Annotated in this window: 19 protein-coding genes; 14 read left to right on the forward strand and 5 right to left on the reverse strand. The window is 68.8% G+C overall.

The genetic code is table 11. From position 1 onward, the window contains the following. The first annotated feature begins 217 nt into the window (after positions 1–217). The 5 genes from leuS to holA all read left to right on the forward strand — a co-directional run bounded on the left by leuS (position 218) and on the right by holA (position 7763). The gene (gene leuS / locus AB4Y80_RS13850; RefSeq protein ID WP_442214913.1) at positions 218–2722 is read left to right on the forward strand and encodes a leucine--tRNA ligase; all 2505 of its coding nucleotides are present in this window, start codon (positions 218–220) and stop codon (positions 2720–2722) included. Positions 2723–2794: 72 nt separating this feature from the next. Continuing rightward, positions 2795–3787, forward strand: a complete 993-nt coding sequence (locus AB4Y80_RS13855) for a DegV family protein (protein ID WP_442214915.1) — start codon at positions 2795–2797, stop codon at positions 3785–3787. A 57-nt stretch (positions 3788–3844) separates the two neighbouring features. Further along, positions 3845–4645 (forward strand): helix-hairpin-helix domain-containing protein, encoded by an 801-nt coding sequence (locus AB4Y80_RS13860; RefSeq protein WP_442214917.1) that lies wholly within the window; start codon positions 3845–3847, stop codon positions 4643–4645. 223 nt (positions 4646–4868) lie between these two features. Next, positions 4869–6602: a ComEC/Rec2 family competence protein gene (locus tag AB4Y80_RS13865; RefSeq protein WP_442214919.1), complete on the forward strand. Its 1734-nt coding sequence runs from the start codon at positions 4869–4871 to the stop codon at positions 6600–6602. A gap of 153 nt (positions 6603–6755) precedes the next feature. After that, on the forward strand, positions 6756–7763 hold the full coding sequence (gene holA, locus AB4Y80_RS13870) for a DNA polymerase III subunit delta (RefSeq protein WP_442214921.1): 1008 nt from the start codon (positions 6756–6758) through the stop codon (positions 7761–7763). A 100-nt stretch (positions 7764–7863) separates the two neighbouring features. Here the strand turns inward: holA and rpsT are convergent, their stop codons facing one another. Further along, positions 7864–8124, reverse strand: a complete 261-nt coding sequence (rpsT, locus tag AB4Y80_RS13875) for a 30S ribosomal protein S20 (protein WP_176615907.1) — start codon at positions 8122–8124, stop codon at positions 7864–7866. A 183-nt stretch (positions 8125–8307) separates the two neighbouring features. After that, the gene (locus AB4Y80_RS13880) at positions 8308–8844 is read right to left on the reverse strand and encodes a type II toxin-antitoxin system PemK/MazF family toxin (protein ID WP_442214924.1); all 537 of its coding nucleotides are present in this window, start codon (positions 8842–8844) and stop codon (positions 8308–8310) included. A gap of 196 nt (positions 8845–9040) precedes the next feature. Between AB4Y80_RS13880 and lepA the strand changes: the two genes are divergently transcribed. Beyond that, positions 9041–10897 (forward strand): translation elongation factor 4, encoded by a 1857-nt coding sequence (lepA, locus tag AB4Y80_RS13885; protein ID WP_442214926.1) that lies wholly within the window; start codon positions 9041–9043, stop codon positions 10895–10897. Between the two features lie 33 nt (positions 10898–10930). Next, positions 10931–12157 carry a radical SAM family heme chaperone HemW gene (gene hemW, locus AB4Y80_RS13890; RefSeq protein ID WP_442214928.1) on the forward strand — a complete coding sequence of 409 codons (1227 nt, stop codon included), beginning with the start codon at positions 10931–10933 and terminating at the stop codon, positions 12155–12157. A 202-nt stretch (positions 12158–12359) separates the two neighbouring features. Here hemW and AB4Y80_RS13895 read toward each other — a convergent pair whose 3' ends face one another. Together AB4Y80_RS13895 and AB4Y80_RS13900 are read right to left on the reverse strand one after the other, a co-directional pair. Next, complete coding sequence (locus AB4Y80_RS13895) at positions 12360–12755, reverse strand: DUF4870 domain-containing protein (RefSeq protein ID WP_442215020.1); 396 nt, start codon at positions 12753–12755, stop codon at positions 12360–12362. 53 nt (positions 12756–12808) lie between these two features. Then, positions 12809–13660: a DUF3097 family protein gene (locus AB4Y80_RS13900; RefSeq protein ID WP_442214930.1), complete on the reverse strand. Its 852-nt coding sequence runs from the start codon at positions 13658–13660 to the stop codon at positions 12809–12811. Positions 13661–13829: 169 nt separating this feature from the next. Here AB4Y80_RS13900 and hrcA point away from each other — a divergent pair, with 169 nt between their 5' ends. Genes hrcA through AB4Y80_RS13915 form a run of 3 tightly spaced genes read left to right on the forward strand, consistent with a single transcriptional unit; the run spans position 13830 to position 16813 of the window. Beyond that, positions 13830–14843: a heat-inducible transcriptional repressor HrcA gene (gene hrcA, locus AB4Y80_RS13905; RefSeq protein WP_442214932.1), complete on the forward strand. Its 1014-nt coding sequence runs from the start codon at positions 13830–13832 to the stop codon at positions 14841–14843. Between the two features lie 54 nt (positions 14844–14897). Next, positions 14898–16022, forward strand: a complete 1125-nt coding sequence (gene dnaJ, locus AB4Y80_RS13910; RefSeq protein ID WP_442215021.1) for a molecular chaperone DnaJ — start codon at positions 14898–14900, stop codon at positions 16020–16022. A 5-nt stretch (positions 16023–16027) separates the two neighbouring features. Continuing rightward, positions 16028–16813 carry a 16S rRNA (uracil(1498)-N(3))-methyltransferase gene (locus AB4Y80_RS13915; protein ID WP_442214934.1) on the forward strand — a complete coding sequence of 262 codons (786 nt, stop codon included), beginning with the start codon at positions 16028–16030 and terminating at the stop codon, positions 16811–16813. Positions 16814–16851: 38 nt separating this feature from the next. Here AB4Y80_RS13915 and AB4Y80_RS13920 read toward each other — a convergent pair whose 3' ends face one another. Continuing rightward, a complete protein-coding gene (locus tag AB4Y80_RS13920) occupies positions 16852–17787 on the reverse strand; it encodes a GerMN domain-containing protein (RefSeq protein WP_442214936.1) in 936 nt (311 codons plus the stop codon). A 397-nt stretch (positions 17788–18184) separates the two neighbouring features. Between AB4Y80_RS13920 and AB4Y80_RS13925 the strand changes: the two genes are divergently transcribed. The 4 genes from AB4Y80_RS13925 to era are packed head-to-tail and all read left to right on the forward strand — an operon-like array spanning position 18185 to position 22077. Next, positions 18185–19261, forward strand: coding sequence for a PhoH family protein (locus AB4Y80_RS13925; protein ID WP_442214938.1), 1077 nt, complete (start codon positions 18185–18187; stop codon positions 19259–19261). Further along, on the forward strand, positions 19258–19731 hold the full coding sequence (ybeY, locus tag AB4Y80_RS13930) for an rRNA maturation RNase YbeY (protein WP_442214940.1): 474 nt from the start codon (positions 19258–19260) through the stop codon (positions 19729–19731). The genes AB4Y80_RS13925 and ybeY overlap by 4 nt, the downstream gene beginning before the upstream one ends. After that, positions 19728–21119, forward strand: a complete 1392-nt coding sequence (locus tag AB4Y80_RS13935; protein ID WP_442214941.1) for a hemolysin family protein — start codon at positions 19728–19730, stop codon at positions 21117–21119. The genes ybeY and AB4Y80_RS13935 overlap by 4 nt, the downstream gene beginning before the upstream one ends. Next, positions 21112–22077 (forward strand): GTPase Era, encoded by a 966-nt coding sequence (gene era / locus AB4Y80_RS13940; RefSeq protein ID WP_442214942.1) that lies wholly within the window; start codon positions 21112–21114, stop codon positions 22075–22077. Before AB4Y80_RS13935 ends, era begins: the two co-directional genes overlap by 8 nt. The last annotated feature ends 125 nt before the right edge of the window (positions 22078–22202 follow it).

Genomic DNA, 22202 nt, shown 5'->3' on the forward strand with positions numbered 1-22202 from the left:
CCCGGGCCCCTTCTCGACGACGGTTGCCCCGGCGAGCGGCGGATGGATCTTGCTCATGAGTTTTGTATGTGCGCTAAAGTAAATGGGTGCATACATTCCTTCGCCTTAGTTAGCCGCGCCATCCGCCGCGGCCATGCCCCTTGCCTTGGTCGAGGGGCTTTTGTGTGTGAAGAAGTTGAATGGGCATCAGCCGTTGATGAATGAAAAGGCAGGGTACGTGAGCGTGCAGTCGCAGACTGAAGAGAACAGCGAAGAGGGCGTCTACAGTTTCGCCGCGATGGAAGCCAAGTGGCCCGCCGTCTGGGGCGAACAGCAGGTCTTCACGCCCCTTGACGACGGGTCCAGGGAACGGCGCTACGTCCTTGACATGTTCCCGTACCCCTCCGGGGACCTGCACATGGGCCATGCCGAGGCCTTTGCCATGGGCGACGTCGTCTCCCGCTACTGGCGCCAGCTCGGCTACGACGTCCTGCACCCGATCGGCTGGGACTCCTTCGGGCTGCCCGCCGAGAACGCCGCCATCAAGCGCAACGCCCACCCCAGCGAGTGGACGTACGCCAACATCGACACGCAGGCGGAGTCCTTCAAGCGCTACGCCATTTCCGTGGACTGGTCCCGCCGGGTGCATACCTCCGACCCCGAGTACTACCGGTGGACGCAGTGGCTGTTCAAGCGCTTTTACGAGCGGGGCCTGGCGTACCGCAAGAACTCACCCGTCAACTGGTGCCCGACGGACCAGACCGTGCTCGCCAACGAGCAGGTCGTCAACGGCGCCTGTGAACGCTGCGGCACCGTGGTGACGAAGAAGTCGCTCAACCAGTGGTATTTCAAGATTACCGACTACGCCGACCGCCTCCTTGATGACATGGAGGCGCTGGCCGGCCACTGGCCCGATCGGGTCCTGGCGATGCAGCGCAACTGGATCGGCCGCTCCGAGGGCGCCCACGTCACGTTTGTCATTGAGGAATCCGGTGCGGACAAGCCGGCGCACGAGCTGACCGTCTTCACCACCCGCCCGGACACGCTGTACGGGGCCACATTCTTCGTGGTGGCCGCCGACGCCCCGCTGGCCCTGGACCTGGTGACGGCCGAACACGCGGAGGCGCTCAGCGACTACCGCGAGCAGGTCAAGGCCCTCAGCGACATTGAGCGCCAGTCCACCGAGCGCACCAAGACCGGCGTCTTCACCGGCCGGTACGCCCTGAACCCGCTGACCGGTGAGAGGCTGCCCGTCTGGGCCGCCGACTACGTGCTGGCCGACTACGGCACCGGCGCCATCATGGCCGTCCCCGCCCACGACCAGCGTGACCTGGACTTTGCCCGCGCCTTCGACCTGCCGGTGCGGGCCGTGCTGGACACCGGCGAGGACGATCCGGCCGTGACCGGCGTCGCCACCGCCGGGGAGGGCAYGCTGATCAACTCCGGGGACCTCAACGGCCTGTCCAAGGCGGATGCGATCCCGGCCGCCATCGACATCCTGGAAAAACTGGGCACGGGCGAAAAGTTCGTCAACTTCCGCCTGCGCGACTGGCTGCTGTCCCGCCAGCGGTTCTGGGGCACGCCCATCCCCATCATCCATTGCCCGGATTGCGGCGAGGTTCCCGTCCCCGACGACCAGCTGCCGGTCCGGCTGCCGGACAACCTGCGCGGGGAGGACCTGTCCCCGAAGGGCACGTCCCCGCTGGCGGCGGCCGCGGACTGGGTCAACGTCCCCTGCCCGGCATGCGGCGGCGCCGCCAAGCGCGACACCGACACCATGGACACGTTCGTCGACTCGTCCTGGTATTTCCTGCGCTTTGTCTCCCCGCAATTCACCGACGGCCCGTTTGATCCGGCCAAGGTCAACGAGTGGATGCCGGTGGGACAGTACGTCGGCGGCGTCGAGCACGCCATCTTGCACCTGCTGTACGCCCGCTTCTTCACCAAGGTCATCCACGACATGGGCCTACTGGACGCCACCGAACCCTTCAGCCGGCTGCTCAACCAGGGCCAGGTGCTCAACGGCGGCAAGGCAATGAGCAAGTCCCTGGGCAACGGCGTGGACCTGGGCCAGCAGCTGGACAAGTACGGGGTCGACGCCGTCCGGCTCACCATGATCTTCGCCGGCCCGCCCGAGGACGACGTCGACTGGGCCGACGTTTCGCCGTCGGGCTCGGCCAAGTTCCTGGCCCGCGCCTGGCGCCTTGGCCGCGACGTGGCCAGCAAACCCGGCACCAACCCGGCCGCCGGCGACCCCGCCCTGCGCTCCCTGGCCCACCGCACCATCCACGAGGCCAAGACCCTGCTGGAGGGCCACAAGTTCAATGTGGTCGTGGCCAAGCTCATGGAACTGGTCAATGCCACCCGCAAGGTCATCGATTCCGGTGCCGGGGCTGCGGATCCGGCCGTCCGCGAGGCCGCCGAGGCCGTCGCGGTCCTGTTGAGCCTCTTCGCCCCCTACACGGCAGAGGATATGTGGAACGCCCTCGGCCACCCGGCATCGGTGGCCAACGCCGGCTTCCCGGACGTTGACGAGGCCCTGCTGGTGCGCCAGAGCATCACGGCGATCGTGCAGGTCCAGGGCAAGGTCCGCGACCGCCTGGAGGTATCCCCGGACATCACCGAGGAGGAACTGCGTGCGCTGGCCCTGGACTCGGAGGCCATCAAGCGTGCGCTGGACGGACGCGGCATCCGCACGGTGATTGTGCGGGCGCCTAAGCTGGTCAATATCGTCCCGGCCTGACGGCCCGGAGTTCTCACGCCGTCCCGGTCCGCACGGGCCGGGACGGCACTTTTCTGCGGGAAGGCGGTGATCATGGCAACGGAAAGCACCCCGGTCCGCGGCTGGCTGCGGCACCAGGTTGGCCGGCTCAGGCCCCGGCCCGCCCCGCCCGGCGCGGTCCCGCCGCCCCGGCCACGCATCGCCGTCGTCAGTGATTCCGCCGCCGCCCTGCCGCCGGAGTGGCTGGCGGCCAACAACGGCGCCGGACGGCTCACCATCGTCCCCATGCCGGTCATCATCGGCGAGGACGTGTACGCCGACGACGACGCCGAACTGGAGACCCACATTTCCCTCGCCCTCGCGGCGGGCTCGCCCGTGCGCACATCCCGGCCGTCGCCCGGGCAATTCGAGGCGGCCTACCGGGCCGCGGCCGCCGCCGGGTGCGAGTCGATCGTCTCAATCCATATTTCCGCAAAATTATCCGGCACCCTGGACGCGGCCCGGATGGCGGCCGCCCGGGTGCCCGTGCCGGTGCAGGTTCTTGACTCGGAAACCGTGGGGATGGCGTTGGGACTGGGCGTTCAGGCGGCCGTCGCCGCGGCCCGGGCCGGCGCCGGCGCCGAACAGGTCGTGGCGGCCGCACAATCCGCGGTGCGCTCCGGCACGGTGTTTTTTTACGTCCCCAGCCTGGAGCAATTGCGCCGGGGCGGGCGCATCAGCCTCGCCTCCTCGTGGGTGGGGACGATGCTGGACATCAAGCCGATCCTGGGCATTCGCGACGGGGCCGTGGTGCCGCTGGAAAGGGTTCGCACGGCCGGCAAGGCGGTGGCCCGGCTGGAGAAGCTGGCCGCGGCCGAAGTCTCCGCCCGGACGTCCGGGACCGCCCAGGCCTGCCTGCACTACTTTGGCAACGAGGCCCAGGCCAAGGATCTGGGGGCCGCCCTGCAGGCCGACTGTCCGGGACTTGGCGCGTTCACCCTGACCCGGCTCCCGGCCGTCCTGGCGGCGCACGCGGGACTGGGCGTGCTGGTCGTGGTGGTGGCCGACGCATTCACTCCTCCACACCCCGGGCCCGCAGCGGGATAGTCCACCTCCGGTCGCGTGGCCGTGGCCCTGCCTCCCGCGCACGCCTAGCGTGTGGATATGAACGGATTCGAGTCGCAGTGGAGGCCTCCGCACGAGGCAGGGCCCCGGCGGTCCGCCGCCGCGGGTGCGGGAGTTCGCGGGCCCCGGGGGCCGCGCTGGATCATCTCCGTCCGGGCCCTGGTGGTGACGCTGGCCATCGTCGTGGCCGCCCTCGGGGTCCTGTGGCTGGAATCGGCAAGCGTCTCCGGCGCCTCCGCCCAGCTCGCGGCGCACGATCCCGCGAAGGTGGCCGTCCCCGGCGTTCAAGCCATGAACGGGACACCCCTGAGCTCCGCCGCGCCGGGTGACTCCGCGTCGCCGGGCCCGTCCGGAGGGAGCGCGGCGGGAGTTCCCGGTTCCGGGCGGGCGGGCGAGCTGGTGGTCCATGTGGCGGGCGCGGTATCCCATCCCGGCATCGTATCCCTGCCCGCAGGCAGTCGCGTCTATCAGGCCATCGCCGCCGTCGGGGGAGCCCTGCCCGCGGCCGAACTGTCCGCCCTCAATCTTGCCGCCGTGGTGAGCGACGGGCAGCAGGTGCTGGTCCTCACCAAGTCGCAGGCGTTGGCCGGGCACGGTGTTGGCCCGATGCCGGCCGCCGGCGGCCGGCCCACCCCGAGGGCGGCGGCCCCCATCAACCTCAACACGGCCACGGCGGGGGACCTGGACGCGCTGCCCGGCGTCGGCCCCGTGCTGGCCCAGCGGATCGTGCAGTGGCGGACGGACCATGGACCGTTCAAGGCCGTTGCGGAACTGGACGCCGTCACGGGAATCGGGGCGAAGATGCTCGAGAACCTGCGGGCCCTGGTGAGCGTGGGATGACGAAACGATGATGCGCCCGGACCCGAGGTGGTCGCGGTATGCGCGGGCGGCCGTGAGCGAGGTGCGGGGGATCGGTCGCCCGGCGGTAGCCGCACCACCCCCGCCCGCCGTGCCCCCGCCCGCCCGGTGGCGGGTCCGGGGCGGGAGCCGGACCGGTGCGGCATTGCGGCGACAACTGGCGGCGGTCAACGATAGGCAGACCGCGCAGGAGTCGGAGCACCGGATGGACCTGCGGTTGGTGCCGGCGGCCATCGCGGCGTGGAGCACCGCGGCGGCGGCCACGGCCTGGCCGTGGCGGCAGTCGATGTGGTGCGCGGGTATTTTCCTGTGCACTGCGAGTCTCGCGGGCCTGGCGCTGCGGCGCGGCGGTTCCCCGCGCCCCGGCCGGAACTCGATCCGGTCCCGCCGGAGCCCCCATCGGGACCGGATCCGACCCCGCCGGAGCCCCGACCGTGGTCCCATCCGATCCCGCCGAGGCGCCAAAGCCCCGGCGGACCCCATCCTGGCGGGCGTTGGCGGTGCCGTGGTGGTGGCCGCCGCCTGTGCCGGCATGATCTGCGTGGCCGCGGGCCTGCACCAGTTCGACCGCGCGAGGTCGCCGCTGGATGCGATGCTGCGCGGCGGCGCGGCGGTAACCGTCGTCCTGCGTATGGAGTCGGCGCCCCGCCCCCTCACGGCATCCGGGGGCGGCCCGCAGGTCATCTTTGAGGCGGAAATTTTGAGCGCGACATCGGGCGGGCGCGTGGCCCACGGCCGGGCTCCCGTGCGGGTGGTGGCCGGGATCCCGTGGGCCGGTGTGGCCGAGGGTGCCACCGTGTCCACCGCCGGCAGGCTCAGCCCCGGGGGCCCGGAAGAACGAGTCCTGGGCTATTTGCACCCGCTGACGGCGCCGCTGCCCCCGGCCGGCCTCGAACTTTCCGGGCGTGGCGTCGTCCAGGGCCTGCGATCCGGCTGGGTGGATGCCGCGCACGGGGCGTGGAACGGGGCGTCCCCCGACGCCGGGGCGCTGCTGCCCGGAATGGTCATGGGGGATCGCAGCGGCGTCGATCCCGGGCTGGAGGCTGCGATGACGACGGTCGGGCTGACGCACTTGACGGCCGTCAGCGGGGCGAACTGCACCCTGGTGTTGGCCGCACTGCTGTCGATCCTGCGGACGGCGCGCCTACCACGCCTGGCGGCCACGGCGGGGGCCGGGCTGGGGCTCGCCGGCTTCGTCGCGGTGGTCGGGCCCGATCCGAGCGTGCTGCGAGCGGCGGTCATGGGCGGGATTGGCGCCCTGGCCATGGTCGGCGGACGCCCCAAGCGCGTCGGGGCGCTGCTGTCCGTCACCATTGTCGGCCTGCTGGTCTTCGACCCCTGGCTGGCCCGGGACGTTGCCTTCGCCTTGTCGGTACTGGCCACGCTCGGGCTGCATCTGGTGGGTCGGCGATGCGCCCGGTGGCTGGGAGCCTGGCTGCCGGCCTGGATGGCTCAGGCGGTGGCCATTCCGTTGGCCGCCCAGCTCTTCTGCGCCCCGCTGATCGTGCTGCTGCAGCCCCGGCTTACGCTTTTCACGGTCCCCGCCAACATGGTGGTGGCGCCCGTGGTGGGTCTGGTCACCACGGTCGGCACGTTCGGCCTGGTCACCGCGACCCTGGTCCCCGCCCTCGCGATGGCCTGCGCGGCCGTGGCCGGCATCGGCGCCTGGTGGGTTGCCGCCGTCGCCCGCTGGATGGCCACACTTCCCGGCGCCGTGCTGCCCTGGCCCGGCGGCGCTGCGGGCGTGGTGCTCATGGCCGTTTTCAACGCGTTGGTGCTGGCCGCGCTGGTTGCCGCGGTGGAACGGCAACGCACCGTAGAGCTGATGGACCATTTGCGCGAAACGGTGCCACGGCGGTGGCATTTCCTGTTCGGCTTCGGCGCACTGACGGCCTGCGTCGCCGTGGCCGCCGGCGCCTGGACATGGGCGGCGCTGTGAGCGGCCGTGCCATCTCCGGCAGGGTCCCGAAGACCCCTGCGTCGATGGAGGAGTCCGGCCCGGCGGCCGCCTTGGGATTGTCGCAGGGCCATGGCACAGTTGATGCTGTGCCTATTCCAGTGAGTGAGACCGTCCAGTGAGTGAGTCAGTCCAGTGAGTCCGGCAACCAGGGCCGGCCAGCGCGCGCCCGGGACGGCTGACTGGCGGGATGTGCCGGTGGCGCCGGTGGTGCTCATGTTTGGCCCCGAGGACTTCATTGCCGCCCGGGCCGTCGACGGGCTGCGCGCCAAGTTGCGCGCGCTCAATCCCGAACTGGAGATCACCTCCATCGATGCCGGGCACTACACGGCCGGCAAGCTGGGCCTGACCGCCAGCCCGTCGTTGTTCGGCGAGCCGAAGCTCATCGAGGTTTCGGGGCTCGCGGGCATGAGCGATGACTTCCTGGCCGACGCCCTGGCGTATCTCCTGGATCCACAACCGGACGTGACGCTCGCCCTGCTGCACGCCGGGGGAACCCGCGGCAAGAAGCTGCTGGACGCGCTGAAGGCGGCCGGCGCCCCCCGCATCGAGTGCCAGGCGCTCAAGAAGGACCAGGACAAGGCGGCCTTCGTCGGCGCGGAGTTCCAGGCGGCCAGACGCCGGATTGATGCCCCGGGGGTGCGCGCCCTGGTCGCCGCCGTCGGCGCCAACCTGGCCGAACTCGCCGCCGCCTGCCAGCAGCTCATGGCCGATGTCCCGGGCCTGGTCGGCAGCGAGGACGTCGACAACTACTATGGCGGCCGGGTCGAGGCCACGGCCTTCCGGGTCGCCGACGCCGCCCTGGCGGGCAATGCACCGGCCGCGTTGTCATCGCTGCGCCATGCCCTGGCCACGGGCGTGGATCCGGTGCCACTGGTCGCCGCCCTGGCCATGAAAATCCGGCAGGTTGCCAAGGTCCACTCGGCCCGGGGGAGTTCGGCGCAGCTGGCCCGGGAACTGGGCATGGCCCCGTGGCAGGTGGATGCCGCCCGCCGGGACGCCGGGCACTGGAGTGGTGAGGCCCTGGTAACCGCCATCAAGGTGCTTGCCGAAGCCGACGCCGCGGTTAAGGGTGCCGCCAAGGACCCCGTCTACGCCGTGGAACGGGCCGTGATCGTCATCGCCACCTCGGCAAGGCACTGACGGGTGCCTCCAAATGGGGCCGGCGCGGGTGCTTTCGTTAAACACGTGTGCCCCGCGCCAATTGGCGCGGGGCACACGTTGAGTTGCGAAGCAGATCGGCCTAGAGGGCGTTAACCTTCTTGGAGATGGCCGACTTGCGGTTGGCAGCGTTATTGGCGTGAATGACGCCCTTGCTGACAGCCTTGTCCAGCTTACGGCCTGCATTCACCAGGGCAGCCGCAGCTGCATCCTTGTCGGCCTTGGCCACCGCCGTGTTTACTGCACGGATAGCGGTCTTCAGCTCGGACTTCACCGAGAGGTTGCGCTGGCGCGCCTTCTCGTTGGTGAGGATGCGCTTCTTCTGGGACTTGATATTAGCCACGTTGTATAACTCTCTTTTGATGCGACATTCGGTCGTAGAGGGCGTAGGTTGGCCGTTGACAGCGGCGTGGGGATGCTCGAATTACGGTGAACGTCAGGCCAACCTGTTGTGACCGCCGACCTGCACGGGCACACACTGCAAACCAGATTATCAGATACGGCGCCCCGGGCGGGAATGAAAGAACTATTTCCAGCCGTGTCGCCGCCGCAGCCCGTCTGCCACCAACGCAAACCGCGCGGCGTCCAGGACGGCACCTTCCCTGCGAATGTCCGCCTCGCTGACTTGCAGGATGCGGTCCAGTTTCGCCTCGCTCGGCCGCCCGCGCGCGTCCCAGGCTCCGGGGCCCAGGTCAATGTAGTCGAAGCCGTCGCGGCGCTTGTTGCCATGGTCCTTGCTCGTGAGCATGACGGCAAGGAGCCGAGCCCCGTTGCGCCCCACCACCAACACGGGCCGATCATTGCCCCGGAGATAGTCCTCCTCGTACGGCACCCACGTCCACACGATCTCACCGGGGTCGGGGTCGCCGTCGGGCCGGGGCGCATAGGCCACGGTGGCCGAGCCGGTGAAGTCCCCCGGGTAGGGGGAGGCGAGCGGAGCCGGTCCCGGCGTATTGGACGGCCGGGGGCCGGCGGGGGGACGCGCCGTCGCCCGGGTGGTCTTGTGAAGCGCGCCGGCCAGGTTGCGCAGGAGGCCGAGCAGGCGGCCCGAGGTTGATGCCATGGTGCCCACCCTAGCGAATCCGGATCGGGCCCGGTGGACAGGGACCGGCAATACGGGCCGCCGGTTCTGTGGCGGCCGGCCAAACGTGGGACACTTGAGGGAATGCGTGGCCGGCGTTAAACGCCCGGCCACAACCCCTGCACGGTCCGGCGAATTCGCCGGCGTCCCTGCGTCCATGCAACAGTAAGGAACCCTAGTGTCACCCATGGCCCGCACTGCCCCGGTGCCCGCCGCGACCGATCCGGCGATCATCAGGAACTTCTGCATCATCGCTCACATTGACCACGGGAAATCGACCCTGGCCGATCGGATGCTCCAGCTCACGGGAGTGGTTCAGCAGCGTGACATGAAGGCGCAATACCTCGACCGGATGGACATCGAACGCGAACGCGGGATCACGATCAAGTCCCAGGCCGTGCGCATCCCGTGGGAGGTGGACGGCACCGCCTATTGCCTGAACATGATCGACACCCCCGGGCACGTCGACTTCACCTATGAGGTCTCCCGTTCCCTGGCGGCGTGTGAGGGCGCCATCCTGTTGGTGGATGCGGCGCAGGGCATTGAGGCCCAGACCCTGGCCAATCTGTACCTGGCCATGGAAAACAACCTGACCATCATTCCGGTGTTGAACAAGATTGACCTGCCGGCCGCCCAGCCGGAGAAGTACGCCGCAGAGCTTGCCAGCCTGATTGGCGGCAGGCCGGAAGACGTGCTCAAGGTCTCCGGCAAGACCGGCGCCGGCGTGGAGGAACTGCTGGACCTCATCGTCAAGGAGTTGCCCGCCCCCGTCGGTGATCCCAATGCCCCCGCACGGGCCATGATCTTTGACTCCGTCTATGACACCTACCGCGGCGTGGTCACCTACGTCCGGGTTATCGACGGCAGCCTGAGCCCGCGGGAAAAAATTCAGATGATGTCCACCCGCGCCACGCATGAGCTGTTGGAAATCGGTGTCAGCTCGCCCGAGCCGACACCGTCCAAGGGCCTGGGGGTGGGGGAGGTCGGCTACCTGATCACCGGGGTGAAGGACGTGCGCCAGTCCAAGGTGGGCGACACCGTCACCACGTTGCACAAGCCGGCCGCGGAATCCCTGGGCGGCTACCAGGAGGCCAAGCCCATGGTGTTCTCCGGGCTGTACCCGCTGGACGGCACGGACTACCCGGTGCTGCGCGACGCCCTGGAAAAGCTGATGCTCAACGACGCCGCGCTGATCTATGAGCCCGAGACCTCCGCGGCCCTGGGCTTTGGCTTCCGCGTCGGCTTCCTGGGCCTGCTGCACCTGGAAATCACCCGCGAACGGCTCGAACGCGAATACAACCTCGACCTGATCTCCACCGCACCCAACGTCGAGTACGAGGTCACCCTGGAGGACAAGAAGGTCATCCAGGTCACCAACCCCAGCGAATACCCGTCGGGGAAGATCGCCGAGGTCCGCGAACCCATGGTGGCCGCCACCATCCTGGCCCCGAGCGAGTTTGTCGGAGCCATCATGGAGCTGTGCCAGTCCCGCCGCGGCATTCTGGGCGGCATGGACTATCTCTCCGAGGACCGGGTGGAAATCCGGTACCGGCTGCCGCTGGCCGAGATCGTCTTTGACTTCTTTGACATCCTCAAGTCCAAGACCCGCGGCTACGGCTCACTGGACTGGAAGGCCGACGGCGAACAGGTCGCCGACCTTGTCAAGGTGGACATCCTGCTCCAGGGCGAACAAGTGGATGCCTTCAGCGCCATCACCCACCGCGACAAGGCCTACGCGTACGGCGTCATGATGACCGGCAAGCTGCGTGAGCTCATCCCGCGCCAGCAGTTCGAGGTGCCCATCCAGGCGGCCATCGGTGCCCGCATCATCGCCCGCGAGAGCATCCGGGCCATCCGCAAGGACGTGCTGGCCAAGTGCTACGGCGGTGACATCTCACGCAAGCGCAAGCTGCTGGAAAAGCAAAAGGAAGGCAAGAAGCGCATGAAAATGGTGGGCCGCGTGGAGGTCCCCCAAGAGGCGTTCATCGCCGCGCTGTCCTCCGAAGAGCCGTCAAAGGACAAGTCCAAGAAGTGAACCGTTCGACCAGGAAAGCTGGCGGCTAGTCCCATGCCAAGCACACTGCCCGTGGGCGATCCCGCCCCGGCCGACGGCGTCCTGCCGGAGCAGGCGGCCGTCGGTGCGGCGCAGCGCCGCTTCAGCCTGTACGCGCACATCCCGTTTTGCGCCGTCCGGTGCGGCTATTGCGACTTCAACACCTACACGGCCACCGAGCTCGGCGGCGGCGCCTCGCAGGACGCCTACGCCGCCACGGCCGTTCGCGAGGTCGAGTTTGCCGCCCGGGCCCTGGCCGCCTCGGGCGTGCCGGCGCGCAAGCTGGCAACCGTCTTTTTTGGCGGCGGCACGCCCACCCTGCTGCCGGCCGGGGACCTGACGGCGATCCTCGGCTCCGCCGTCGAGCAGTGGGGCCTTGAGGACGGCGCCGAGGTCACCACCGAGGCCAACCCCGACTCTGTCACGCGGGATTCGCTGCGGGAATTGCGCGACGGCGGATTTACCCGCGTCTCCTTCGGCATGCAGTCCGCCGTGCCGCACGTGCTCAAGGTGCTCGAGCGCACCCACGATCCCGCCCGTGTCCCGCAGGCCGTGGCGTGGGCGCGCGAGGCCGGGCTGCACGTGAGCGTCGACTTGATCTACGGCACGCCCGGGGAGTCCCTGGCCGACTGGGAGGCCTCCGTGCGGACCGCCCTGAGCTACGAGCCGGACCACATCTCCGCGTATTCGCTCATCCTGGAGGAGGGCACCAAGCTGGCCGCGCAAATCCGCCGCGGCCAGGTGCCCGACATCGACGACGACGACCACGCCGCCAAATATGAGCTCGCCGACGCGCTGTTCGCGGAGGCGGGCCTGGGCTGGTACGAGGTCAGCAACTTCGCACGAACGCCCCAGGATGCCTGCCGGCACAACCTCGCCTATTGGCGCGGCGACGACTGGTGGGGCCTGGGACCGGGTGCGCACTCGCACGTGGGCGGCGTGCGCTGGTGGAACGTCAAGCACCCCAGCGCCTATGCTGGCCGGCTGGAACGCGGCGAGTCCCCGGCGGCGGGGCGGGAAACCCTGGATGCGAAAACCCGCGAGATGGAACGCATCATGCTGGGCTCCCGGCTGTCCGATGGCCTGCGCATCGACTCGCTCGGGACCACCGGACGGGCGGCCATCGCCGGGCTCATCGCCGCCGAGCTCATCGACCCGGTGAAGGCGTTCGCCGGCACCCTGGTGCTGACCCTGAAGGGCCGGCTGCTCGGCGACGCCGTAACCCGCGCCCTGCTCGACTGACCCGCCCTGCTCGACTGACCCGCCCTGCTCGACTGACCCGCCCTCGACTGACCATCCCCGCCGTTCCGCAGCGCAACCAACCCGCAATAGATGCGCAAAATGAGCCCCGAGAGGCGAATTTTGGACATCTATTGCGGGTTAGTTGCCGGGCGGGAGGCCGGGAGGGGGCGGGACGCAGGGGCCGGGGGCTGGTGGCCGGGGCCTACTGGATCCGGCGCAGGTTCCAGGCGTAGCGGTAGGGCTGGCCCTTGTTCACCTGAATGGCCGCAATGACGGACCAGACCGTCAGGAACACCCAGATGGCTACCGCCATGGAGGCGAAAACGCTGACCAGGGTGGGACTGAAGAAGGAACAAAGAAAGGCCATGATGTTCACGACCACCGCCAGGATGGTCGGGGGCAGAGTGAAGTTCAGCGCCTCGCGGGACTCCTGCCCCGTAAAGGGGCCCCGGGTGCCCATGAAAGTGTAGATCAGCAGCGAGGGGACGCAGCCGAGGATGCCGCCGCAGTGCGCCAGAAACGCCCACTGCTTGTCCTCGGCCGGGGTGAGGGGGGGCTTTGCCGGATCTTGAAACCGGTTCACCGGATGGCTCACTATGACATACCTCTCGAACTGCGCGACTGCCGCGCCCGAGTGCCGGGCGCTCCTAACTAGGATACGGGTGCGGTGAGGAAGTCAATGACCTCCTCGACGCGGCCGAGCAGGGACGGCTCAAGATCGGCGTAGCTGTTTACCCGGGCCAGCAGGCGCGCCCAGCCCAGGCCCACGTCCTCGGCGGTGCGGTGCGGCCAGCCAAAGGCGGCCAGAATGCCCAGCTTCCATTCCATGGTGCGCGGGATGACGGGCCAGGCCGGGATTCCCAGCGTCGAGGGCTTGATCGCCTGCCACACGTCCACGTAGGGGTGCCCCACCACCAGGATGTTGTTGCGGGCGGCCGGGGACGCCATGAGATCGGCCACGATGCGAGATTCCTTGGAATGCGGCACCAGATGGTCCACCAGGACGCCCAGGCGCCGGTTCGGCCCCGGCGCGAAGTCGGCGACGGCCGCGGTGAGCTCGTCAATGCCGCGGAGGGGCTCGACGACGATGCCCTCCACCCGCAGGTCGTCGCCCCAGACCTTTTCCACCAGTTCGGCGTCGTGCTTGCCCTCCACCCAGATGCGGCTGGCCTTGGCCACCTGGGCGCGCCGGCCCTCGACCTTCACCGATCCCGAGGCCGTCCGCGCCTGCCGCCGCGGACCGGCGGCCGGTGCCGGCGCCACGACCTCCACGGGTTCGCCGTCGACGAGGAAGCCAAAGCCGAGCGGAAACGCGCGCACCTTCTCGCGGCGGTCCGCCAGTTCCATGATGTGCATGCCGCCGGACTTCTCAATCCGCACCACGGCGCCAACCCAGCCCGTTTGGACGTCCTCCACCACCAGCCCGCGCGTGGCCGGCACCTTGCGCAGGATCCGGGCGGGGGGAGCGCTCAGGTCCGCGGGACCCCAATTGCTGTACTGCACGGTTCGGGCCTTCTCTCCTCGAATTTGCCGGTCGTCGGGGACTCCATGCTAGCGCGCCCGGCAGCCGGTCCCGTTCGGGGTTTGCCCGGAAAGTATTAGACTTAGCACTTGAATAGGTAGAGTGCTAAAAAAGGCTGTCAGCCGGCCGAGCCGCCAAGGAGGTGCTGGAATGAGTGAACCGCGGAAACTGGAAGTGCTGCGCGCGATCGTCGAGGACTATGTCCACTCCCGTGAACCCGTGGGTTCCAAGGCCCTCGTGGAGCGCCACCACTTGGGTGTTTCCAGCGCCACCATCCGCAACGACATGGCCGCGCTGGAGGAAGAGGGCCTGATCACGGCCCCGCACACCAGCTCCGGCCGGATCCCCACGGATAAGGGCTACCGGCTCTTCGTGGACCAGATCTCCTCGGTCAAGCCCCTGTCCGCGGCCGAACGCCGGGCCATCGCCGTGCTGCTGGACGGTTCCACCGACCTCGACGATGTCCTGGAGCGCACCGTCCGCGCGCTGGCGCAATTGACCAACCAGGTGGCCGTGGTGCAATACCCGCGCTCGGCCAAGGCCACCGTGCGGCACATCGAATTCGTCCGCCTCGGGCCCAGCCAGGTGCTGCTGGTGCTCATCCTGGCCTCGGGCAAGGTGGAGCAGTCGGTGATCGACGTCGGGGCGCCCGTGGACGATTCCACCCTCAGCGGGCTGCGCCACATCTTCCTGGGCTCCCTGTACGGGATGACGGTGGCCGGGCTGCCCACGGCGCTTGGCCTCATGGGTGCCGGCGTGCCGCCGTCGGAGGCGGACCTGGCGGCGAAGCTGGCGCACGGCCTGGAGCAGTTGGCCCAGTCCGCCCGGGAGGACAGGATCGTGCTGGCCGGCACGGCGAACCTGGCCCGCTCCAACGTTGACTTTCCGCTGAGCATCGGCCCGGTCCTGGACGCCCTCGAAGAGCAGGTGGTGCTGTTGCGGCTGCTGGAGCAGATGGCCCAGGATTCCATGGGCATGGCCGTGAGCATTGGCCGGGAGAATCCCCACGATTCCCTGGCCGAGGCGTCGGTGGTGGCCACCAGCTACGCACCGGGGGAGAGCGCCAAGCTTGGCGTGGTGGGTCCCACCCGCATGGACTACCCGAACACCATGTCCAGTGTCCGCGCCGTGGCCCGCTACCTGTCCCGCATTTTGGCCGGCTGAGACCGGACCATGTACAAATTCACCCTTGATGAGATCCACTGAAAGAGCATGATTTTGAGCAACCACTACGACGCACTGGGTGTTTCCCGCGACGCCACGCCGGAAGAGATCAAGAAGGCCTATCGCAAGCTGGCCCGAAAGCTGCACCCGGACGTCAACAACGCCGACGACGCCCAGGACCGCTTCAAGGCGGTCACGCACGCCTACGAGATCCTCTCGGACCCGCAAAAACGGCGCGTCTATGACACCACCGGCAATGAGAACGGCACGGACAACGGGGCCGGGAACTTCGCCGGCCAGGGCTTTGCGTTCCAGGACATCTTTGAGACGTTCTTTGGCGGCGGCGGCCAGGGCCATGGTCCGGCGTCGCGCATGCGTCGGGGCCAGGATGCGCTCATCACGGTCCGGATCGACCTGCGGGAGGCCGTCTTTGGCGTCAACAAGAAGCTCGAGGTGGAAACCGCTGTCACGTGCCCCACCTGTGGGGGCAGCTGCTGCCGCGAGGGCACCCACCCCACCACGTGCGACGTGTGCCACGGCAGCGGCCAGATCCAGCGCCCCATGCGTTCGATCCTGGGCAACGTCATGACCCTGGCCACCTGCAACTCCTGCCAGGGCTTTGGCACCATGATCATCGACCCCTGCAACGAATGCATGGGTGAGGGCCGGGTCCGCAGCCGCCGCAGCCTGACCATCAAGGTCCCGGCCGGCGTCGCCACCGGCACGCGCATCCAGCTGGCCGGCCAGGGCGAGGCCGGCCCCGCCGGGGGCCCCGCCGGGGACCTCTACGTGGAGATGAAGGTCAACAACGACCCCGCCTTCCTGCGCGAAGGCGATGACCTGCACGCCACGCTCAGCGTCCCCATGACCGCGGCCGCCCTCGGCACCGAGCTGACCATGGACACCTACGACGGCGACCAGCCCATCAGCATCCGGCCGGGCACCCAGGCCGGGGAGGTCATCAACCTGCGCAACCTCGGCGTCACCCACCTGCGCGGTTACGGCCGGGGGAACCTGCTGGTGCACATCCATGTGGAGACGCCCACCAAGCCCGACGCCGCCCAGGAGGAACTCCTCAAGCAGCTGGCCGCCCTGCGCGGTGAGACGTACACCGAGGGCAAGCTGGTCAGCAGCGGCGGCATGTTCGCCAAGCTGCGCGACAAGCTCGGCAACCTCTAGCGCGCATGAGCAACCCCGTCTTCTACGCGGACCCCGCCGAGCTGGCGCCGCTGGGCCCGGGCGATTCCTTCGCGCTCAGCGGGCCCGAGGGCCGGCACGCCGTGACGGTCAAGCGCCTGGCTGCCGGGGAGCCAGTTGACGTGTGCGACGGCGCCGGCTTGCGCCTGGTGTGCCGCGTCACCGCCGCCGGGGCCGGGGTGCTGGAGGTCGTGGTGGCGAGCGTGCAGCCCGAACCCGTCCAACCCCATGAGCTGGTGCTGGTCCAGGCCCTGGCCAAGGGCGACCGCGACGAGCTGGCAATTGAAACCGCCACCGAGCTCGGCGTGGACGGCGTGGTGCCGTGGCAGGCCGAACGTTCGATCGTGCGGTGGAAGGCCGACAAGGGCGCCAAGGGCGAGGCCAAGTGGCGCAACGCGGTGTCCGGTGCCGCCAAGCAGGCACGGCGCGCCCGCGTTCCCTGGGTGGGGGAGGTGGTCGGCACCAAGGCCCTGGTGGCCCTGATCCGGGCCGCCGACCTCGCCCTGGTCCTGCATGAGGATGCCACGGACACCGTCCCGGGGATCGTGCGGACCTGGCGCGGCGCCGCGAAAACGCCGGCCGGGTCCCCGCCGGGCACGCCGCGGCGCATCCTTATGCTGGTCGGCCCCGAGGGGGGCATGAGCGCCGCCGAGGTGGCAGCGTTTCAGGACGCCGGCGCCCGCACGGCATTGCTGGGGCACCATGTCCTGAGGTCGTCAACGGCCGGACCGGCCGGCGTCGTGCTGCTCAGCCACGAACTGGGCCGCTGGTAGCCGAACTGCGGAACGGTGCCGCCCCGGCGGGTGCCGGACTATTCGGCCTGGCCGCCACCGGCGACGATGGTCACGTCCTTCGTGTCCGTGGCAATGCGCGCCCCCGGGGTCGCCGGATCGGTGGCGTAGACCGCAAGCTGGTAGCTGCCCGGCGGCGGCGCCAGCGTAAAGCTGTAGCCGCCGAGCTCATTGGGTCCCTTGGTGATCGCCGTCGTGCCGGAGAGCCGGACGTCGCCCGCTGCCCCGTTCTTGAGCGCCGACAGGCTCCACCGCAGGGTGCCGGTGGTGGAAATCCCCTGCCCGCTGACCTTCAGGGGGAGGTTCTTGACGGCGGTGTCGTTGGCCGGGTCCATAATCCAAATGGGGGCCACGAAGCCCGTCTCGCGGGTCAGCGGCGTGTTCAACGGGACGTGCCCGAAGGCGTTGAAGCCGGTATGGCCGTCCACCAGGATCGAGACCTGGATGCTTTGGGAGGAGTCGATCAGCCCGGCCATCGCCGCCGCGGCCGTTGCCGTGTAGACCAGCTGGGCCACGGACCGCTCGGCAATGCCCCGGTCCACCTTCTGGCCGAAGGCGTCCGCGGACACATCCACGGTGATGACGTTCTTGGCCGAAATTGAGGCGCCGATGCGCGAGGGCTTGTTCCAGACCGAGAAGTAGTCCGGGTCCTTCGGGTGCCGGCTCATCATGGCCGTCAGTGCGGTGACTATCGGATCATCCGTGGACGGGGCCGGCAGGTACTCCCGGTACAGGTAGACGGCATCGTTGCTGTGGCCCAGCCAATACACCGGGATGGCCTGGGTCGTGGTCGCCGTCTCCAGGGGGGCGCTGCTGACCATGCTGGTGGCCGTGTTGGACGCCGTCGTGGGCATGACGTGATCGCTGCTGGCCGGAATGCCGGCGGTGCATCCGGCCAGTCCCACGGCCACCGAGAGCACGGCCGCCGCCAGGGACACCCGGTGCCGGGACGGCACGGGCGTGTGCCGCCGAGGGGCAGGGTGGGTGTCAGGCGTGCGGATAACGAACTCGCTCTTCAGTGGGTGGTGGCGGCCAAGGCGGCGCGGCGCGCAGCGTCCAAGATCTCCAATGTCTTGAACCCACAACAGCTTGGCACATTTGCCCGCCCGGCAGGAGTGGATTCGTCCAATATGGGCGAACTGAAACCGATTCGAAACACTTCCGAGACTCGTCCGAGACAGGGCCGGGGGAAGTCCGGGAGCGGGCGCCTTCCACGGGGCCGAACGGGCCGCGCCGCCGTTCGCCGGGATCCGTGGCCGGTGCACTAAGATTGGTCCTAGCCGTATTCCATCGCCGCCGGCACCAGCCGGCAACAACTAAGGAGCGATCCAAGGTCCCAAGCGGGCCGACTGTATGCCAGAGTCAACAGAGAGCCGCCCCGAGCAGCAGCAGGAACCCGGGTCCGGGAGTGTCTTTCCCCACTCGGTCGATGGAACGCGGACCGAGGTGGTGCAGTTCAAGTCCACCGAGCAGATGGTGGCCACCCTGGGTGCCGAGGACGAGGGCCTGCGGATCGTGGAAGCCATCTATCCCCACGTGCAGTTTCTGGCGCGCGGCAACCTGCTGACCATCGCCGGGCCCAAGGCCGAAGTGCTGCGCATCATGCACCTTTTCGAAGAGGCCCGCGGGCTGGTGTCGCGGAACACCACCATGAACGCCGCCGTCTGGGAGCAGCTGGTCACCATGCTCAAGTCCCGGCCGGAAGTCTCCCCGGCGGACGTGCTCACCCATGACATCCTCTCCAGCCGGGGCCGGACCATCCGCCCCAAGACGCTTAACCAAAAGAACTATGTCGACGCCATCGACCGCAACACGGTGGTCTTTGGCATCGGCCCGGCCGGCACCGGCAAGACCTATCTGGCCATGGCGAAGGCCGTCCAGGCGCTTCAACGCAAGGACGTCAGCCGGATCATCCTCACCCGTCCCGCCGTCGAGGCCGGCGAGCGGCTGGGATTTCTCCCCGGCACCCTGAACGACAAGATCGACCCGTACCTGCGGCCGTTGTATGACGCCCTCCACGACATGATGGACCCGGAAACCATTCCGCGGCTCATGGCGGCGGGGACCATCGAGGTGGCCCCCCTGGCGTACATGCGCGGACGAACGCTCAATGACGCGTTCATCATCCTCGACGAGGCCCAGAACACCACCCCGCAACAGATGAAGATGTTCCTCACCCGCCTGGGCTTTGGCTCCAAGATTGTGGTGACCGGGGATATCACGCAGGTGGACCTGCCCAGCGGCACCCGCTCCGGCCTGCGGGTTGTCCAGGAGATCCTCGCGGGCATCGACGACATTAATTTCTCCATGCTTGCGGCCGAGGACGTGGTCCGGCACCGGCTGGTCGGGGCGATCGTCTCCGCCTATGGCGCGTGGGATGAACGGCATCACATCGACTACACCAACATCAAGGACCCTGGCACCCGATGAGCATTGAAATCAACAACGAATCCGGCGTGGCCGTCCACGAGGAGGACCTGCTCAAGCTGGTTCGGCACATCATGGAGCGCATGCACCTGCATCCCGAAACGGAGCTGTCGATCATCATGGCCGACGTGGAAAACATGGAAAAGCTCCACATTGAGTGGATGGACCAGCCCGGCCCCACCGACGTGCTGTCCTTCCCGATGGACGAGCTGCGTCCCGGCACGCCGGAGCGGCCCACACCGGCCGGCCTGCTCGGGGACATTGTGCTGTGCCCCGTCGTGGCCCAGGAGCAGGCCGTCGCGGCCGGCCACTCCCTGGCCGAGGAGCTGTTGCTGTTGACCACGCACGGCCTCCTGCACCTGTTGGGCTACGACCACGCCGAGCCAGAGGAGAAGGAGGAAATGTTCGCGCTGCAGCGCGAGCTGCTCTCCAGCTTCCTGGGCAAGGCGGCTCCGCGGGAGACAATGCAGTGACGGTGGTCGCCCTACCGGTCCTGGGCCTGGTCTTCGCGGCCGTGGCCGCGCTGTTTACGGCCATCGAGGCGGCCCTGAACTTTTTCCCCCGGCACGATGCCGAGGCCGTCTCCGCGCACAGCCGCGGCACGTCGTTGGCCCGCATCCTGGCCGCCCCCATGCCGCACATGAACGCCCTGCGGTTTTGGCGGGTCTGGTTTGAGATGGCCGCCGCCGTCGCCGTGGCCGTGCTGCTGGTGCGGCTGGTGGCCAACGAATGGGTGGCCGGATTGATCGCGAGCCTCGTCATGGCGGCCATCGGCTTTGTGCTGGTTGGCGTGTCCCCCCGACGCCTGGGCCGGCTGCACTCGGCCGCCCTGGTGGGGCGGACCGCCTGGCTGGTCCACTTCCTGTACCGCATCCTGGGCCCGATTCCGGGCTGGCTGGTGGCGCTGGGCGCCGTCGTGGCCAAGGATGCACCCGCCGACGACGATGCGTTCGTCAGCGAGGAGGAGTTCCGGGAATTCGTGGACCGGGCCAGCGAGTCCGAGATGATTGAGGACAACGAGGCCGAACTCATCCAAAGCGTCTTTGACCTGGGCGAGACCATGGTGCGGGCCGTCATGGTGCCCCGGACGGACATTCGCAGCATCGAGCAAGGCTCGACCCTGGAGGAGGCCATGGACGTGTTCCTGGAATCCGGCTTCTCCCGCATCCCGGTCATTGGCGAGAACACCGACCACATTCTGGGCATCCTGTACCTGAAGGACCTGGTCGCCACCATGCACCGGCTCGGCGACGGCGAACAGCCGCCCCGGGTGGAGCACCTGGCCCGGCCCGTGCGGTACGTGCCGGAGTCCAAGCCGGTCGATGACTTGTTGAAGGAATTGCAGCTTGAGTCGACCCACGTGGCGATCGTGGTGGACGAATACGGCGGCACCGCCGGCCTGGTGACGCTCGAGGACCTGATCGAGGAGATCGTCGGGGAGATCGTGGACGAATACGACTCCGTCTCACCCGACGTGCAACGGTTGGGCGCGGACCGCTACCTGATTCGTGCCCGCCTGGGCATCGACGACCTCGGCGAGCTGTTCGGGCGGGAACTGGACGACGACGAGGTGGACACCGTGGGCGGGCTGCTGTCCAAGTACCTTGGCCGGATCCCGGTCCCGGGCAGCACCGTGGTGGTCGACGGGATCAAGTTGGAGGCCGAGCGGATGGAACCGGGCCGGAACCGGGTCAGCCACATCGTGGCCAGCCCCGCGGACAGCCACAGCCCCGCCAGCCTGCCGGACGGGGACGGCACCGCCCCCCGCGAGGCACCCACCGGCCCGGACGACCACCTCGCCGCCGGCAGGACGCCACGCACCCACGCCACCAAGGAACACCACAGGAGCAACCATGAGTAAGTCAAAGGGACAGCTGGCCATGCCCAGCCCCAAGGATGACGGCTTCCGGGCCGGGTTTGCCGTCCTGGCGGGCCGGCCCAACGCGGGCAAGTCAACCCTGACCAACGCCCTGGTGGGGCACAAGGTGGCCATCACCTCGGCCAAGCCGCAAACCACCCGGCACACGATCCGCGGCATCGTCCACCGCGACGCGTTTCAACTGATTCTGGTGGACACGCCCGGGCTGCACCGCCCGCGCACGCTGCTGGGCAAACGGCTCAACGACCTCGTGGCCGCCACCCTGGCGGAGGTGGACGCGATCGGGTTCTGCCTGCCCGCCAACGAGAAAATTGGCCCCGGGGACCGCTACATTGCCCAGCAGCTGGCCAATGTGGGCAAGCAGCCGGTGGTCGCGATCGTGACCAAGACGGACACGGTGGACCGCCAGGCCGTCGCCGATCAGCTCATCGCCGTCGAGGCACTGGGCCGGGAGGTCCTGGGCGAGTCCGGGTTCGCCGCCGTCGTGCCGGTCTCCGCCGTCGAGGACTTCCAGGTGGAAACGCTGGCCGGCGTGCTGGCGGGCTTCATGCCCTTATCCCCTGCCCTGTATCCCGACGGCGAGCTGACCGACGAGCCGGAGGCGGTGATGGTGGCCGAACTGATCCGGGAGGCCGCCCTGGAGGGTGTCCGGGATGAGCTCCCGCATTCGCTGGCCGTCGTGGTGGAGGAGATCGTCCCGCGCGAGGGCCGCAGCGAGGACAGCCCCCTCCTGGACGTGCGCGTGAACCTGTACGTGGAGCGGCCGTCGCAAAAGGCCATCATCATCGGCAAGGGCGGCGCGCGGCTGCGGGAGGTTGGCACCACGGCCCGCCACGCCATCGAGGCGCTGCTGGGCACGCGGATCTATTTGGACCTCCATGTCAAGGTCGCCAAGGACTGGCAGCGGGACCCCAAGCAGCTGGTCAGGCTCGGGTTCTAGCCCCGGCGAGCTTGGCGGGGGACGCCGTGGCCCGTCCCCGGAGCGCCTTTGCGGCTCTTCCCAGAGTTCGCCGATAAACTCGGTTCAGTGATTTGGTCAGGTAGTGGCAGCGCCATGGTTGGCGG

It is taken from the genome of Specibacter sp. RAF43 (genome assembly GCF_052114065.1).
In the GTDB taxonomy this organism is placed as follows: domain Bacteria; phylum Actinomycetota; class Actinomycetes; order Actinomycetales; family Micrococcaceae; genus Specibacter.

Excerpts from the sequence above, each read along its gene's own strand:
- era (WP_442214942.1), top strand. The coding sequence starts at position 21,112 with ATGAGTAAGTCAAAGGGACAGCTGGCCATGCCCAGCCCCAAGGATGAC.
- AB4Y80_RS13880 (WP_442214924.1), bottom strand. The coding sequence starts at position 8,844 with ATGGCATCAACCTCGGGCCGCCTGCTCGGCCTCCTGCGCAACCTGGCC.
- ybeY (WP_442214940.1), top strand. The coding sequence starts at position 19,258 with ATGAGCATTGAAATCAACAACGAATCCGGCGTGGCCGTCCACGAGGAG.
- hrcA (WP_442214932.1), top strand. The coding sequence starts at position 13,830 with ATGAGTGAACCGCGGAAACTGGAAGTGCTGCGCGCGATCGTCGAGGAC.
- AB4Y80_RS13860 (WP_442214917.1), top strand. The coding sequence starts at position 3,845 with ATGAACGGATTCGAGTCGCAGTGGAGGCCTCCGCACGAGGCAGGGCCC.
- hemW (WP_442214928.1), top strand. The coding sequence starts at position 10,931 with ATGCCAAGCACACTGCCCGTGGGCGATCCCGCCCCGGCCGACGGCGTC.
- AB4Y80_RS13865 (WP_442214919.1), top strand. The coding sequence starts at position 4,869 with ATGGACCTGCGGTTGGTGCCGGCGGCCATCGCGGCGTGGAGCACCGCG.
- AB4Y80_RS13915 (WP_442214934.1), top strand. The coding sequence starts at position 16,028 with ATGAGCAACCCCGTCTTCTACGCGGACCCCGCCGAGCTGGCGCCGCTG.
- AB4Y80_RS13855 (WP_442214915.1), top strand. The coding sequence starts at position 2,795 with ATGGCAACGGAAAGCACCCCGGTCCGCGGCTGGCTGCGGCACCAGGTT.
- AB4Y80_RS13925 (WP_442214938.1), top strand. The coding sequence starts at position 18,185 with ATGCCAGAGTCAACAGAGAGCCGCCCCGAGCAGCAGCAGGAACCCGGG.